The 16,710-nt window shown below is 37.9% G+C and carries 13 protein-coding genes; 3 read left to right on the forward strand and 10 right to left on the reverse strand.

The features are described 5' to 3' along the window. The first annotated feature begins 5 nt into the window (after positions 1-5). The gene (locus MNY27_RS04985) at positions 6-3,044 is read left to right on the forward strand and encodes an efflux RND transporter permease subunit (protein WP_152184705.1); all 3,039 of its coding nucleotides are present in this window, start codon (positions 6-8) and stop codon (positions 3,042-3,044) included. Positions 3,045-3,054: 10 nt separating this feature from the next. Here the strand turns inward: MNY27_RS04985 and MNY27_RS04990 are convergent, their stop codons facing one another. The 7 genes from MNY27_RS04990 to MNY27_RS05020 form a co-directional block, all read right to left on the reverse strand. Then, positions 3,055-3,861 carry a peptide deformylase gene (locus tag MNY27_RS04990; RefSeq protein ID WP_346391942.1) on the reverse strand — a complete coding sequence of 269 codons (807 nt, stop codon included), beginning with the start codon at positions 3,859-3,861 and terminating at the stop codon, positions 3,055-3,057. A gap of 10 nt (positions 3,862-3,871) precedes the next feature. Beyond that, positions 3,872-5,143, reverse strand: a complete 1,272-nt coding sequence (locus tag MNY27_RS04995; protein ID WP_346391943.1) for an RNA polymerase factor sigma-54 — start codon at positions 5,141-5,143, stop codon at positions 3,872-3,874. 15 nt (positions 5,144-5,158) lie between these two features. After that, entirely contained in the window at positions 5,159-5,881 is a 723-nt protein-coding gene (lptB, locus tag MNY27_RS05000) for an LPS export ABC transporter ATP-binding protein (RefSeq protein WP_152184382.1), read from the reverse strand. Then, a complete protein-coding gene (tsaE, locus tag MNY27_RS05005) occupies positions 5,869-6,285 on the reverse strand; it encodes a tRNA (adenosine(37)-N6)-threonylcarbamoyltransferase complex ATPase subunit type 1 TsaE (RefSeq protein ID WP_152184381.1) in 417 nt (138 codons plus the stop codon). The genes lptB and tsaE overlap by 13 nt, the downstream gene beginning before the upstream one ends. Next, entirely contained in the window at positions 6,282-7,268 is a 987-nt protein-coding gene (trpD, locus tag MNY27_RS05010; RefSeq protein WP_152184380.1) for an anthranilate phosphoribosyltransferase, read from the reverse strand. Before trpD ends, tsaE begins: the two co-directional genes overlap by 4 nt. After that, positions 7,268-7,516 (reverse strand): RNA-binding S4 domain-containing protein, encoded by a 249-nt coding sequence (locus tag MNY27_RS05015; RefSeq protein WP_152184379.1) that lies wholly within the window; start codon positions 7,514-7,516, stop codon positions 7,268-7,270. Before MNY27_RS05015 ends, trpD begins: the two co-directional genes overlap by 1 nt. A 101-nt stretch (positions 7,517-7,617) precedes the next feature. Continuing rightward, on the reverse strand, positions 7,618-9,474 hold the full coding sequence (locus MNY27_RS05020) for a GGDEF domain-containing phosphodiesterase (protein WP_152184378.1): 1,857 nt from the start codon (positions 9,472-9,474) through the stop codon (positions 7,618-7,620). Between the two features lie 93 nt (positions 9,475-9,567). Between MNY27_RS05020 and MNY27_RS05025 the strand changes: the two genes are divergently transcribed. Further along, positions 9,568-10,503 (forward strand): class I SAM-dependent methyltransferase, encoded by a 936-nt coding sequence (locus MNY27_RS05025; protein ID WP_246153848.1) that lies wholly within the window; start codon positions 9,568-9,570, stop codon positions 10,501-10,503. Here MNY27_RS05025 and MNY27_RS05030 read toward each other — a convergent pair. Further along, a complete protein-coding gene (locus MNY27_RS05030; protein ID WP_281346800.1) occupies positions 10,500-12,275 on the reverse strand; it encodes a YgiQ family radical SAM protein in 1,776 nt (591 codons plus the stop codon). The two genes, MNY27_RS05025 and MNY27_RS05030, sit on opposite strands and share 4 nt — an antisense overlap. A 66-nt stretch (positions 12,276-12,341) precedes the next feature. On the opposite strand from MNY27_RS05030, the gene MNY27_RS05035 reads away from it, so the two are divergent. Beyond that, on the forward strand, positions 12,342-14,006 hold the full coding sequence (locus MNY27_RS05035; RefSeq protein ID WP_152184376.1) for an AMP-binding protein: 1,665 nt from the start codon (positions 12,342-12,344) through the stop codon (positions 14,004-14,006). 11 nt (positions 14,007-14,017) lie between these two features. On the opposite strand, the gene MNY27_RS05040 is transcribed toward MNY27_RS05035, so the two are convergent. Then, positions 14,018-14,944, reverse strand: a complete 927-nt coding sequence (locus MNY27_RS05040; RefSeq protein ID WP_152184375.1) for a manganese-dependent inorganic pyrophosphatase — start codon at positions 14,942-14,944, stop codon at positions 14,018-14,020. Positions 14,945-14,970: 26 nt separating this feature from the next. Further along, entirely contained in the window at positions 14,971-16,710 is a 1,740-nt protein-coding gene (locus tag MNY27_RS05045) for an ATP-binding protein (protein ID WP_152184374.1), read from the reverse strand.

Below are 16,710 nucleotides of genomic sequence, written 5' to 3' on the forward strand. Positions count from 1 at the left end.
TTGCGATGTATAAAATAGCAATAAACAAACCCATAGCAACATTAATGTATGTTGTTACACTTGTTATCTTTGGATATATGAGTTTCAAGACGATGCCCTCATCCCTCTTTCCAAATATTGACTTTCCGATAGTCACTATTGAGACTGTCTACCCCGGAGCAGAACCAAGCACCATAGAGTCCCAGGTGACAGATAAACTTGAAGAAGCAGTCAGTAGAATTGGTGGGATCGACAGTATCACGTCAGCAAGCAGTGATGGTGTAAGCATCATTACTATCAAGTTTTTTCTTGAGAGAGACATCAACGAAGCAACAAATGACGTCCGTGACAAAGTCTCAGCTGTTACACTTCCAAAAGATGCCCATACTCCACTTGTCAGTAAATTAGACATCGGTGGTGCTCCTGTTATCAATGTCTTTCTAACGGCAAAAGAGGGAAGTCTCAAAGACCTAATGCTCTTTGCAGATGAGAAAGTAAAACCATCACTGCAAAAGATTATGGGTGTTGGGGCAGTCAATATCATCGGATACAGAGACAGAGAGATTCAGATCTATCCAAACCTTGAAGCACTCAATAAATATGGCATTTCTGTTTTAGAGTTTAATAGTGCCATTGAGAGAGAAAATGTCAAAATCGGCGGCGGTAAGATCATCACCAAGACCAATGAGTTCATCTTAAAAACCAAAGCAGATGCAATCAGTGTCGATGAGCTTAAAAACATTCAAATCAAAAACAATATTCGCCTGCGTGATATTGCCATCGTCAAAGACAAGCTCAGTGATGCAAAAAGTTATGCCTCTTATAATGATATTCAAGGTGTTACACTGCAGGTACAAAAGATCTCTGGGACAAATACCATAGAAGTGGTACAAAAAGTAAAAGCCGTTGTTCCAAAACTCCAAAAGATGGCAGGAGATCGTTTTGAAGTACAAACCCTTCAAGATACCACACCTTTTATCATCAACTCTTTGGATGATGTAAAGTTTGACCTTATCTACGGCTCTATTCTGGCAGCGATTATCATCTTTATATTTTTAAGAAACGTGACCATTACTTTTGTTTCTGCTTTAGCCATTCCAACATCTATATTTGGTACCTTTGCATTGATGCACTATATGGGTTTCAATCTCAATAAGATGACGCTTATCGGTCTCACTCTTGCCATAGGAATTATCATCGATGATGCCATTGTCGTTATTGAAAATATCTACAAAAAGATGGAAGCCGGTATGGATAAGTTTCAAGCCGCCTTTGAGGGAACAAAAGAGATGGCATTTGCTATTTTGGCAATCTCTTCTATGCTTTTGGCGGTTTTTGTGCCTGTTGGAAATATGAGTGGAATTGTCGGAAAGTTCTTTGAAAGTTTTGCGATGACAGTCGGTTTTGCCATCATTATCTCTTACACGATAGCTCTGAGCTTCATTCCAAGTATAAGTGCACGAGTTTTACACAAAGGAGAGAGCAGATTTTATAATCTTACAGAGCCGATATTTAAAGTAATCGATAAGATATACGAAAAACTACTTACACTCTCACTGCGCTTTAAGTGGCTCTCGCTCATTCTTGTGTTTGCCATCTTTGTTGGCTCGCTCTCACTCTTTCCAAAAATCGGTATGGACTTTCTTCCAAAAGAGGATAAAAGTGAGCTCGAGATAAAACTCAAAGCACAATCCGGCATCTCATTAGAAGAGATGGTTAAAAAAGCCCAGAGTGTTGAAGCTGTCCTCAAAGATGATAAAAATGTTCTCTTCACAACGCTTAATGTCGCTTACAATGCGGCAAAAGAGATCAATAAAGCGCTTATCTATGTCAAACTGACACCAAAAGACGAACGCGCTCTCACGCAGGAACAAATCATCCAACAGTATCGTAAAAAACTCAAACCTTTTTCAAAAGAGATGTTTATCACAGCTGCCGCTATTCCAGACATCAAAGGTGCCGGTGCGGATGTCCCCTTCCAGATCGTTTTAAAATCAGACTCATTTGAGGACCTGCAGGTTGCAAAGAAAAATCTTGTCGCCCACCTCAAAGCAAAAAAAGGATTTATGGATATCGATACAAACCTTGATGATCCAAAACCACAGTATGATATTAACATCTTGCGTGAGAACACAAACCGTTTAGGCATTACTGCTGCACAAATCGCACAGGCTATCGCTACGGCATATTCCAGTGATCTTGAGATATCACACTTTGATGAAAACGGAAAACAGTACAACATTACCCTGCGCGTATCAGATGTAGACAGAGAAAAGCTTGAAAACCTCAAAAAACTTCAACTTCGTGCTCGAAACGGAAAACTTGTCTATCTTGATGGTCTTATTAACATCACAAAAGGCTACTCACAAGCGACAATCTATCACTATGACAGAGAGCGTCAGGTAAGTATCTATTCGGATCTGTATGGTCTTGATTTGGGCTCTGCCGTGAACTATACAAGAGAAAAACTTCCCCAGCTGCTTCCAGAAAGTGTCTCTTACCGCTTTACAGGTTTTGCTGAAGAGATGGAGAAAACGAACAAAGCCTTCGCTATGGCTATAGGTATCAGTGTCATTTTAATGTTTATCATTCTTGCTATTCTTTATGAGTCACTCATTCAGCCCATTATCATTATGATGGCACTACCACTGAGTATCATCGGAGTAATGATAGCGCTTTATCTTACAAAACTGCACTTTTCACTTTTTGTAATGGTCGGCTTTATGCTACTGATGGGTATGGTTGGTAAAAATGCCGTGCTTTTGGTTGACTTTGCCAACGCTGCGGTCAAAAACGGTAAAAGTACAGATGAAGCACTTATTGAGGCAGGAGAAAAACGTCTACGCCCGATTTTAATGACAACATTTGCTATGGTTTTTGCAATGCTGCCACTTGCTATCGGCGACGGTGTAGGCAGTGAGACAAAAGCTCCTATGTCTATTTCCATCATCGGAGGGCTTCTTAGCTCTATGGTTCTGACACTTTTTGTCGTACCGGTGATATACAAACTCATCTCTCCGATAGATAAGTTCTTAAGAAAATTCTATGAAGTTGGTAAAGTCTAACTACCAACTTCTACAAGATAAAATAAGAGGCTATAAAAAGCACTAAAAGCTTTGTGAGTTCTATGGCACTTGTACCTATGATATTACCTATCTGACACGAACTACAGTTTTTATACTGCTTTCCTTCATACTGTGCATAAAAGAAATAGATAACAATAAGTCCAAGCATAGAGGCCATCAGATAATTTTCTACCCTTGTAAGTGTTTGCAGTGTCTCTTCACTTACAAAAAAACTGCCGATAAGCCCAAGAATCGCAGAGATAAAAAAGACTCGAAAGACCTGCAGAATTCTGTCGCGTTTAAAGACTGTCGGACAGCCGTTATCTGTAATGGCATCCGTACCAAACTCCAGTTTTGAGTCAAAAAGCTTTCTCTCTTCATCAGAGAGTCTCACACGGAAGTTTGAACCAAAAAGATAGTCTATTTTACGCTGAATCGTAATGGAAAGATCTCCATCAGCCTCTAAAAACTGTTGTTTGCCTTCTCTGTCTTCATACATCACTTTTATCTTCTCATAACGTTTGGTCTTTGCACTAAGACCTGGGAAATAAGCAGTTGTTTCAATCGGCTCAACTGTTCCCTCACGCTTAATGATTCTTGGATTGATTATCTCCACATACGAACCATCTTCATTTTTAATAACGATTACAGCATACGCAGAGCCTATCTGAAAGGCTGCAAGTGCATTTAAATCATTGGCTTGCATCGTATCTTTAATATCATCAATCAAATCATATAACTCTTGATTAAAATGTCGTACATTTCCGCCGAACTCCAGACTCGGTGTTGTTGGGTATTTTATTATTTCTTTTATCATTATTATCCTTTTATCCGCCAAGTTGATAGAGCTTTTTACGCTCAGATGAACCGGCTATATTGAGTTGTTTCCTATACTTAGCAATGGTACGGCGTACCATTTTTACCTTGAACTTCTCTTCTATTTTTTCTAACAGTTTCATATCGCTGAGTGGTTTTACCCTATTCTCCTCTTTGACAAGTGAGACAAGGTACTCTTTGATGGCTGCATTACTGACATCTTCATCGATAGCTGTTGTGAAGAACTCTTTCATTGCAAGCACACCTCTGTCACAAGCAATGTACTTGTTTGCGATGGCACGGCTGATAGTTGAAGGATTGTGTCCAAACTCATCAGCAAGTGTTTTGAGAGTAAGCGGCATAATACGGCCACCGGTAAAAAACTCATACTGATATTCAACTATCATCAACCCTACTTTATAGAGCGTTGCCCGACGCATATCAAGAGCATCAACAAGAGATTTTGCCTCTTTTATCTTCTCTTTGACAAAATCATGCTCTACCCCATAGGAAGTATCGATATTGATAGTCGGGTAGTAGGCATCATTGAGCTTGACCTCTATCTCATTATCATCATTAAAGTATATCATTAAATCAGGTACAACCTGCGCAGAATCCTCTTGATACTCAATATTTGGCGGATTTTTAAAACTCGATATCACCTTCATCGCTTCTGTAAAATGGGGCTCTTTTGCAAAACTGTGAATATCTTGCATGTTTTGAATAATAGTTGCAGCAAGAGAATAGGCTTCATTACTTATCTCGGCATTATCAAGCTGAAACAAAAAGCTCTCTGCAAGATTTTTTGCTCCTATGCCAACAGGCTCTATAAAAGCAAAACGCAGACGAACTTTCTCAAAAGCATCCTCATCAATTGCATGCTTTTGACAAAACTCTTGAGTTTTACCTTCATAGTAACCGTTTTCATCCAGGTTTTGCACAACAAACTCGGCAATCTCTTGAGAAATCGGTGTCGGAAAGAGTGGTGCACCAAGTTGCTCGTCAAGTACTTCAAACAAAGAGCGAGATTGAATGGTCAATGCTTCTATCTGTTCTGTACGTGAGTTACTTACAGCACCGGAGATGATCTTTTTGGGAATCTTTTTCTCAAAATCCTCTTCATATCCGTTTTTAATTTCAACAACAGGGTTTGCTTCAACAAAAGGAGCCATCACCTCTGGAAGGTCTGAGAGCGAGGAGTGTAGTATCGGTAACCAGTTACGCAGTGTATTTGAGAGTTTGTGCTTTGTCTCAACCCCTTGCGTCTGCCTTAATGCTCCCATCTTTTTCTACAATCCTTACAGCTTAAAGCTCTCACCAAGATAGTGCTTACGGACATCAGGGTTTTTCCCAATCTCTTCACTTGTTCCACTTGCTAAAAGCTCACCTGATTTAATAACATAGGCTCTGTCACACACATCCAATGTCTCACGCACATTGTGGTCCGTTATAAGTACACCGATATCGTACGATACCAACTGATGGATTACCTTTTGGATATCCATCACAGCAATTGGGTCAACTCCGGCAAAGGGTTCATCAAGCAGTAAAAACTTTGGCTTGTTTACAAGTGCACGGGCAATCTCAACACGACGACGCTCTCCACCTGAAAGACTAATTCCTTTTCGATAGCGAATCGGCTCAATGTTAAACATATCCAGAAGTTCTAAAATTCGCTCTTCCTGAGCTTTTTTATCTTTGATGCCAACCTCTGCTGCTATCATCAGGTTATCTTCTACACTCAAATCTTTAAAGATGGAAGCCTCTTGCGGAAGATATCCAATACCCTTACGTGCACGCTGATGCAGCGGCATACCGATAAGATCCTCTCCGTCAAAAAAAACCTTTCCGTCACTCGCCTCTACAAGTCCACATATCATATAAAAAGTAGTTGTCTTCCCTGCACCGTTTGGCCCCAAAAGCCCGACAACCTCTCCGCTGTTTACTTCAAGGCTCATGCCCTTAACTATCTCTAACTCTTTTATCTTCTTCTTTAAATCTACTGCTTTTAATGTGTGCATATGCTGTACTCTCTTGCTTTATCTGAAATCTTTTTTATATCTATTGTCATTACATCAATCCCTGCGGACTCTAAAAGCTCAACCAGAGCATCATCACCCCACTCTATAAAGTGCAGTCCCTCTTTATCCAACTCTTCTAACATCCCTAAAGAGATGAAATGCTCCAGTCCATGATTATAGATGTCATAATGAAAAATCTTCTCACCATAACACTGCTGTAGGGAAAATGTCGGTGATGTCACCTCTTCATCACAGCCTAACTTTTTTGCGAAAGCTTTCACAAGTGTTGTCTTTCCAGCTGCCAAATCTCCACGCAAGATAATAACACCGTTTGAAAATGTATCTAAGACATCCTGCGTGAGCTTATTGAGTTCATGTAACTCTAGCTTATACTCTTTTTTCATAGCTTGTTTGACAACTCTACAATCTGTTTTAGCTTTTTCTTCGCACGAGCATTTGCAAGTGCTTCACGCCCCATCTCTAACCCATCTTGAATATCACGAGCCAAACCATCCACCATCAGTGAAGCTGCCGTATTTAAAAGTACGATATCACGCTGTGCATCTGTTGATGTATTATCAAAGATGTTAAACATAATTTTTGCATTTTCTCTGGCATCACCACCGGCTATTGCTTCAAGCGGAGCGCATTTAAGTCCATAATCTTCTGGATTTATCTCAAACTCTTCGAGCTTACCATCTTTTAGACGTGTGGCATACGTGACACCACTGATACCTATCTCATCCATCCCCTCCTGCGAGCTAACAACAAGAGCTGACGCGGCACCGTTTATTTTCAACGCTTCAGCCATCTTTGGTACAAAAGCTTTGTCGAAGACACCAAGCATATATTTTTTGATGTTTGCAGGATTTGTAAGCGGACCTAAGACATTAAACACTGTCTTTGTATCTATGGACTTACGCACCGGCATAATGAACTTCATCGCAGGGTGATGGTTCTGTGCAAACATAAAACACCATCCGGCTTCTTCTAAGAGTCTTGCATTTTGCTCTACAGAAAGGGCCAAGTTAATACCTAAAGCCTCAAGTACATCTGCACTCCCACTCTTTGACGTGATAGAGCGGTTTCCATGTTTTGCAACAGTTGCTCCACAAGCAGCAGTTAAAATAGAAGTCGTTGAAGAGATATTAAAAGAGCCTATCTTATCACCGCCAGTACCTACGATGTCAATGGCACGCTCACGCAACTCTTCACTTATTGGTAAAGGAATTGCAAAAGAACGCATCACATCTGCAGCAGCAGCTATTGTCTCAACAGGAGTATGTTCATTCAGCTCAAGTGAGAGTAAAAACTCACGCATCTGATCATCACTCATTTTATGTTCAAAAAGTTTTGTAAATTCTGCTTTTGCCTCTTCATAATTCATTATGAAATCTCCTTGATATACTCATGCTGGAGTGATTTTGGTGTTGATTTTGTTGTAGGAATCTGCAGTACTTCATACTTTTTTGGCTCTTTGAGATAGTTGATGGTTATGACACTCCCAACCTCGACATTTTTACTCGGTTTTACCACTACACCGTTTATCTCTACAACGCCATTTGCAAGCATATCCTGTGCAACTGAGCGTCGTTTTGTAATATTTACAGAGTTTAAAAATTTATCTATTCGCATTCTTTGAGTTTCCAAATAATTTTTAGTTATTGTAGAGTAATTAAACTAAAAGAAATCTAATAAAGTAAAAAAGTTGGAACATTTTTTGCGCTAAAGTTCTTCTAGAGATAATTTTTCATTTTATAATACTCTTCAAAATGCTCTTTTTTGAGTGGTTTTGAGAAAAGATACCCTTGGAAAATATCACAATTCAGTTCTGCAAGGAACTCTTTTTGATACTCTTCTTCCACTCCTTCAGCAACAATTGTCAGATTAAGGTTTTGTGAAATGTCTATAATGGACTTTACCAAAGATGCTTGCTGTACATTAGAGAGTTCTGAGATAAAAGATTTATCAATTTTGAGTTCATCTATTGGAATGTCACGTAAATAACTCAAAGAGGAGTATCCTGTTCCAAAATCATCTATGGAGAAATAAACATGCACATGTCTGAGTCTGTTAATAATATGAATAAGTTTTTTTGTATCATCATAGGTACTTGTCTCTGTGATCTCAAAAATGATCCTTGTATCAAAATTCGCCACACTGTACTTTTTAAAGAGTTCAAAAACACGCGGTACAAAATCTTTATGTAAGAGTTGACGCATACTTACATTGATAGATATCTGTTGCAAACGTACCCCTGCCTGTGTCCATTTTGCAAGTGTTCGGAGTGTATCTTCAAGAATGTAATCACCAAGTTCAATGATATAGCCATTGCTCTCAGCTATCGGTATAAAAACCTCTGGAGAGATAGTGCCTAAGTCACTACTCTCCCAACGAACAAGTACCTCACACCCGATTATTCTGCCCTTCACATCGACCTGTGGCTGATAGAGCAGGTCTATCTCTTGATTTTTTAAAGCAAAATGCAGATGTCTTTCAATATCAAGCTTCTCTTCAACAAGCTTGCTAAGCGCATCATTAAAGACTATAATGCCATCTCTCCCTCTATGTTTTGCTTCATACATAGCGATATCTGCCTCTTTTAAAAACTCATTCGCCTGTAGTTTTGGGTTATTGATAATACTTACACCAATACTTGCACTGATATAAAGACTACTGCCGTCAATACAATAGCTCTGCTTAATTGCATCAAGCAATTTAGTAGAAAATTCTTCCGCATCTTTACGACATGCTTCTTCAGTATCAAAACTGCACTTTCCAAGAACACAGAACTCATCACCACCAAGTCTCGCTGTGATATTGCCATATTCTACGGCTAGATTCTCCATCCTATGAGCAACTTCTTTAAGAAGTTCATCACCAACATCATGCCCCAAGGTATCATTGATAATTTTGAAATAATCTAAATCAATTAATAACAGATATGTATACTTATTAGCATTTTGTTTGCTCGAGCTCTCAAGCATCTCTATAAAATAGCGTCTATTTCCAAGCCCTGTCAAATAGTCATGATAGGCTTGAAAACGACTCTTTATAAGATAATCATGTGTATTTTTTGCAGCATACAGTAAGACAATGGCCAAAACAAGTGTAAAAAAGGCTAAAAGATAACTGTACACTTCACCAACAGCTATAAAATAAATGGTGATCGGTAACATCAAGGCTACAACGGTTGAGATCACAAGCTTTTTTTGTGAAGCTAAAATAGTCGAAGCAACAACTGAACTTCCTAGTTGTGTTGCAATGGCTATATAGTGAAGATTGATATTGTCTTTAAAAACATAATAAACAAACATCAATGTCCAAAGCGAAAAATAAACGAACATAAATATACGTACTTCCGTAAGCCAACTCTCTTTTTCTTCTATGGTCATATCATTTGAAAAGAGTCTATAAAGATAATAACCCCACCATGAGATACAAAGCACAATTATGTACCACATAATCTCCACATATAAAGAACTGTAAAGATAACCCATCAATATATAACCAGGTGAAGTACCAAGCGTCAAAGCCAAAGCCATGGCAACCTGTCTGTACATAAATTTATAAAAACTTATATTATTATTCATCTCTTCTCATTTACAACTATTTGAATTTGTAATAATTATATCACATTTTCATCACAAAATTGTGGAATAATTCTTGCAAGTTGGAATAGTATGATGAAATTACACACCTTACATTTATTTGAAATAATAGAAACATTAACAAAAGTCCTTAACTGCAAAAAACCGAAAGAGATCATAGAGTTTGTAGTTGTCAATCCAGATATTACAACTTCTACATACAATGGTACACATATAAAAATAGCTGATGAAGATGTTATCTACAGAGGATATAAAAGTTGGATTGATTTGGCACATGCTCTTGGTTGTAGAATGCTCACACCAAAGCCTGTAGATGAAAACTTCATCCTTATGAGATATGAAAAACTTACACAAGACAGCTTTCATGCAAGCAATGCGGACAAAGAAGATAAATATGGCACAGAATCTATATTCTCACAAATCTATAAAAACGAAGAAGCAGGATTTCTTCATTACTTCACGCAAGCTTTGCAAAATGTCAAACTCTCCTCACATAGACGTATTTTAAATCTTGGTATCAACAGCGGTGATGAGTTTGAAATAATCAAAGAGATGGCAAAAAATTTCTCAGAGTTGGAACTTGTAGGTATAGACTACTGTGCTTCAGCTATTGAAGCAGCAAAAGAGAAATTTGAAAAAGATGACAATATAGAACTGCTGTGTGCTGATATAAACCACTTAAAAGAACTCAACTTGGGAGAGTTTGACCTAATTATAAGCATAGGAACACTGCAAAGTTCTAACTTAGAGTACAATAAACTCCTTATGTCCATCGTTCAAAACCAACTCTCAAAAAGGGGTGCTATGATACTAGCATGGCCAAACTGCCGCTGGATAGATGGAGAGATGATTTACGGTGCAAAGATGAAAAATTATAACTTCAGTGAAATGTCCAATCTTTACAAAGATGTCAACTTTGCAAAAAAATATCTGCAACAAAAAAAGTTTCGAGTAACTATTACGGGAAAAGATTATATCTTTGTAACTGCTACTTCGATTCTAAAAGATTAAGAAGCAAACCCTGAGCAAAAGTTGTCTTTTTTCACAACTATCTGCTTTTGTTTCTCTTTACTCTTTGTATCTTTTTCTACAAAGATCTTCTTACGAGTTTTTGGGTCCATCTCTGTGTAGTACATGACTGCTGAGTATGTTGATGGTGTTGGTGTAAAGACTTGTGCCTGTTCGGGATTCATCTGTAGCTCTTCACTTGTAAAGCGTTTCAGTTCATGCATATCACTCTCGGTACATCCGGGGTGTGCAGCTATAAGATAGTAGGTCAAGAACTGTTTTTTACCCTCTTCTGCATTGAGTTTGTCATACATCTTTTTAAAATCTATCAGTGTCTGCTTACCAGGTTTTCCCATCAGTTCAAGTACATGTTGCTGTGTATGTTCCGGAGCTACTTTCATCTGTCCGGAGATATGGTGTTTGACCATCTCTTTAAGGTAAGTATATCCGTGCTGCTTATCTTCTGTAATGAAGTCATATCTCACGCCACTTGCTACAAAGGCTTTTCTTACACCTTCAACCTGACGTACTTGACGTAAAAGGTTGATGTTTCTTGAGTGGTCTATCTTCATTGTTTTACAGAGATGATTTGCATCGACACAGCGTTGATGGTCACAGGTACCGAGTTTTAGCTTTTTACCGCACTCATACCCATACATATTTGCCGTAGGTCCGCCAACATCACTGATAATTCCCTTGTAATCTTTGTACTTGTTAAACTCTTTTGCCTCTTCGAGGATGTTTTTCTCACTTCTTGTACGAATAGTTCTGCCTTGATGCACACCAATAGCACAGAAGTTACACTCTCCCCAGCATCCATGGTGTGTCATGATGGAAAATTTAATCGTCTCCAGACACTTCACTTTGCCATCTTTAGCATAGTAGGGATGCAACTCTCTTGTAAAAGGAAGCTTTGAATTGGCATCCATCTCATCTTCATTGAGATAATCACATGGAGGGTTTTGAATCAGGTAGCGTGTATCTACAGGCTGACAGAGTCCATTGGCTGAGATTGGGTCATTATTGTCATAAAAAGCATCGAAAAGATCGATATACTTCTCTTTATCATCCAAACACTCTTGATGACTTGGCAGTTGAATATACTCATATACAGGCTCTTTAGAGATATAGCATATTCCTCGAATATCACGATAATCACGTTTATCCTCTATGGCCTTTGTAAGTTGTTCTAAGGCAATCTCACCCATTCCATAGATCATCACATCAGCTTTAGAGTCAAAAAGTATGGGTTTTTTGAGTTTATTTGACCAGTAATCATAGTGACTCACACGACGAAGTGAAGCTTCAATACCGCCAAGGACAATCGGCACTGTATTTTTAAAATAGCGACGAATTAAGTTTGTATAGACAAGGACTGCTCTGTCTGGGCGTTTGTTGTTTTTTCCACCCGGAGTATAGTCATCTGAATTTCTAAACTTCTTTGTGGCTGTATAGTTTGACACCATAGAGTCAACACTACCACCACTAACACCCCAGTAAAGACGTGGCTCTCCAAGACGCATAATATCATCAGGTGAATCAATATCCGGCTGACCTATCATACCGACCTTATATCCCATTCTCTCAAGCATACGACCAACCATTGAAACACCGATAAATGGAGAGTCTATGTAAGCATCACCACTTACTAAAATCACATCACAATAATCCCATCCACGCGCATCCATCTCTGCGCGTGTTGTTGGAAGAAAATCTTTAGCTGTAAATGTTACGGTATTACGTTTTGGCTGTTTGCTTTTGTGTCGTCTGCTCATTGTTATGCCTGATTGGAATATTTTATGTATAATAATACTAAATTTATATACAAGAAGAGATTATATATGCTATATCCATATGAAAACTTAGAAAACTTTACACTTCCGGCACTGTTAAACCGTTCTGTCAAACTCTATGGAGAAAGAGATGTTCTCTCTAAAGTAGGTCAAGAACCTATGAGCTATAAAGAACTTTATGAAAATATCTTCAATATGATAAAGATTCTAAAAGACAATGGTATAAGAAAAGGTGACAAAGTAGCACTACTGAGTGAAAATATGCCAAATTGGGCCATAGCCTACTTTAGTGTTACCTATTTTGGCGGGATTATAGTCCCTATTTTACCGGATTTTCATCCATCTGATGTACAGCATATCATTCGTCACTCAGAAGCAAAAGCTGTTTTTGTCTCCAACAAACATCTGCAAACCATAGAAGAGCTTGAAGACTCAAATATGAAGTTTGTTATCAAGCTTGATGATTTAACACTTGTAGATGAGTTAACCAACCACAGCTATATGTCCAAACTCAAACAACGTATAGCTTCTAAAGAGCTGCCAAAGCCTGCAGAAGATGATATGGCGGCACTGCTTTACACTTCAGGAACTACAGGACACTCAAAAGGTGTTATGCTCTCACATAAAAATCTCGTTACAAATGCCATGAGTGCTTACAAGAATATAAACATTACTCCAGAAGACACTTTTTTATCTATCTTACCACTTGCACATACTCTTGAGTGTACTGTTGGGATGATAGTACCTATACTTCACGGAGCAGATGTTGTCTACATTGATAAAACACCAACACCAAATGTACTCATCAAAGCTTTTAGTGTTGTACAACCGACTATGATGCTCTCAGTTCCACTTATCATCGAGAAGATTTACAAAAACAAGGTACTGCCAAAGTTTACAAGCTCAGCTCCTATGAGATTTCTTTATAACATCCCGTTTGTAAGAAAAAAACTCAACAAAATTGCAGGGAAAAAGCTGATAGAAACATTTGGCGGAAAGCTTCGGTTTTTAGGAATTGGTGGAGCCGCACTCTCTCCTTTTGTTGAGAAATTCCTTGCAGAAGCGGATTTTCCATACATTATAGGATATGGACTGACAGAAACATCTCCACTTATTGCAGGTACACGACTCGACCATACCCCAAAAATCGGCTCAACTGGCCTCCCTATGGTTGGAGTGGAAGTTGAAATCCATGAACCAAATCCAAACAATGGTGAAGGCGAAATCTATGTCAAATCTCCAAGTGTAATGCTGGGATATTACAAAGATGAAGAGCAAACAAAAGAGGTAATGGATGGAGAGTGGTTTAAAACAGGAGATCTTGGTTATCTTGATGAAGACGGTTATCTGTTCATAAGCGGAAGAAGTAAAAATGTCATCATCGGCTCTGGTGGAGAGAACATCTATCCTGAACAGATAGAAGCCATTATCAATCAAAATGAGACAGTTCTTGACTCACTTGTAATGGAAAAAGAGGGTAAACTTGTAGCTAGAATTCACTTGGATTATGAGCTCATAGACAAACTCTTTAAAGCGGATAATACACCGGACAGTGAAGTAAAAGAGAAGATAGACAAACTTCTAGAAGATATGCGAAAGGAAGTAAACGCACAACTTGCATCTTTTTCAAAGATAACAAAGTTCATAGAACAAATCGAGCCTTTTGTAAAGACTCCAACGAAGAAAATCAAACGCTACCTCTATACTGAGTAGCGTTTAATCTTTTAGAATTGTGGCTGAACGAAAGGAACGACCTGTTTTTTACGACTAAGAACACCCTTAAGCCATGCTTTGTTATTTTCTAGTTTTACATTAAAAGCAGCTTCTATTTTGCTTGCATCGTCAGATACTACAAGGAGTTTTGAGCCCTCTTTCATGATATCTGTCAAAAGAATAAGAACAGTATGCAGACCATTCTCCTCTTTCATCTTTTTCATATCTTCTAAAAGTTCATCCTCACGTGGCTCTAAGACTGTGATATCCACCATCTCAAGCTGACCGATACCTACTTTTGTACTGTTCATATTGAACTCTTTATAGTCACGTGTATTTAAATCACGTGCAGATGCACCATCGACTGCAGATTTTACAATGAACATCTCCATTGCAAGTTGTTTATAATCTTCTATGCCTGCAATTTGAGCTAGTTCCTTTACGGCTTTTGTATCTACTTTTGTACATGTTGGTGATTTAAAGATAACAGTGTCACTTAAAATTGCAAGCATCATCATTCCCGCTATCTCTTTTGGCACGTCAACACCATAGCATCTGTACATCTCATAAATAACTGTATTTGATGATCCAATTGGTCTTATCCACGCTTCAAGTGGCGTAGATGTGATGATATCACCAAGTTTATGGTGGTCAACAATACCAACAATAGTTGCTTCATCAATATCATCCTGGAAATGTGGTTTGTCAGTAGAGTCTACAAGATAAACCTTCTCACCTGCTACAGAAGTTTTTAAAGCCGGCTCTTTATCTGCATATCCGAATTTTTCTAAGATAAATGCAGTCTCAGCAGAAATATCTCCCTGTTTTACAGGAATATACTCTTCATTTTCTACCTGATTTTTAAGATATGAAAGTGCTATTGCACCAATAATAGAATCACTATCTGGATTTCTGTGTCCAAAAACATATACTGACATTTTTAGCCTTTGTAATTTTTGTCGAATTATACTATAGAATTTTTTAATCGAGAAACTTTTTGCTTGTACTGCTGCATCATATTGTTAATAGCATCAATTTCAAAAAGTTCGATCTTTACAAGAAGTTTATCGGCAAACTTGACCATATCCTCTATAGCACAGTCCAGTGCTATGCTCAAAAGCTCTTCGGCAAAAAGTTTTATGGTATCGAGATCGTGGGTTTTAAGGGCCTTATCATAGAGTTGATTCAGATTTTTTGATGTAAGTTGGGAAAAACGCTCTACTTGAGATCTTTGAAGATTCTCAAAACTCTCTTCATCTTCTGAGATTAAACTATATGCATGTTCATCTTCTTCTTTGAGAACATGTAAAGAGATTTTAAAAAGCTCAGATTTTGACAATGGCTTTTTCAAATGTCCAGCAATTTTGGCAGCATTAAATTTCAGACCAATGCCTCGTATCTGTTTCTCTGTTAAAGTGATGACAGGAGCATCACTGATACCTTTTAAGATTTTTGAAACAGCATTGTCATCACTTGTCAAGATGTCAATATCAATAAAAATCATATCTACTTTATTATGCTTCAAAGCTTCTATGGCATCTCTTGGGTTGTCGTATGAGAGTACTTTTAAGGCACTCTCAAAAAATGAATCACGAATGAGGCTTCTCACCTCTGCATTTTCATCTATCACCATAACTGTTCCACCGCTTGGTTTGATAAGTGAGAAATCGATCATATCTTCATTATACTCTTTAGAGTCAGCACTTAAAAGCACTACTTCCACACCAGTAAGTGCAAAAATAAATTTTGACCCTTTACCGACTTGAGATTCAACAAAGATATCTCCATTCATGAGTTTAGCCATTCTTTTATTTATAGAAAGGCCAAGTCCTATTCCCCTTAGCTCTTTTTCTTTGGAACTTTCAAAGATTTCAAAGATTTTCTCTTTATCTTCATCTGCGATACCAGAACCGCTGTCCTCAACAGTTAAAAGAAAGTTAATGGAGTTTTTGGCAATGTCTTTACCATCTTCTTCAAGTTTTACACATACATAACCTTTGTTTGTGAACTTAACTGCATTTTCTATAAGATTGGCAAAAATATCTTCTATTTTTGACTCATCCAGCATCAACGAATCTGGAATCTTTTCATCAATGTCTAGTGTAAACTCCAATCCTTTCCGGCTTGCCTCTTCTCTCTGTGTTCTGACAATATTTTGTATCAGTGCTTTGATATCTACAGGTTTTTCTTCAAGTACAAATGTACCCTTTTCAACACGTGAGAGTTCAATGATATCATCAAGCATTTCCAAAAGCTTTTTACCTGCACTGTAGATATTTTTCGCATAGTTTTGCAGTTTTGCGTTTTGACTTTCTTGAACCAAAAGCTCTGCAAAGACAATGATTGAGTTCATCGGACTGCGTATCTCATGTCGTATGTTTGAGAGAAATTCTGATTTTACGTTATGTGCTTCCTGTGCAATTGCTTTTGCGTCCTGGACACGTTTTTTATGTCGTTTTATCTCTGATTGCAGTGATTCAATCTTTTTAATCTGCTCCAATGCCAAACGACTCTGTGAACTGTTTTTTGCATATTTTATAATTTTTTCTTGGTCTATAATTTTTGCTTTTAACGTATATATCTCATCTTCAAGAGCCTTTTGATGCTCTAACTGTTTTTCTTTTGAAATTTTTAGAATTACAAAAAAAGCCATTATCAAAAAAATGATTGCAGCTCCAAAAACTATCAACTCATGATCATACAT

This window comes from Sulfurimonas sp. NWX79 (assembly GCF_039667035.1).
In the GTDB taxonomy this organism is placed as follows: Bacteria; Campylobacterota; Campylobacteria; order Campylobacterales; family Sulfurimonadaceae; genus Sulfurimonas; species Sulfurimonas indica.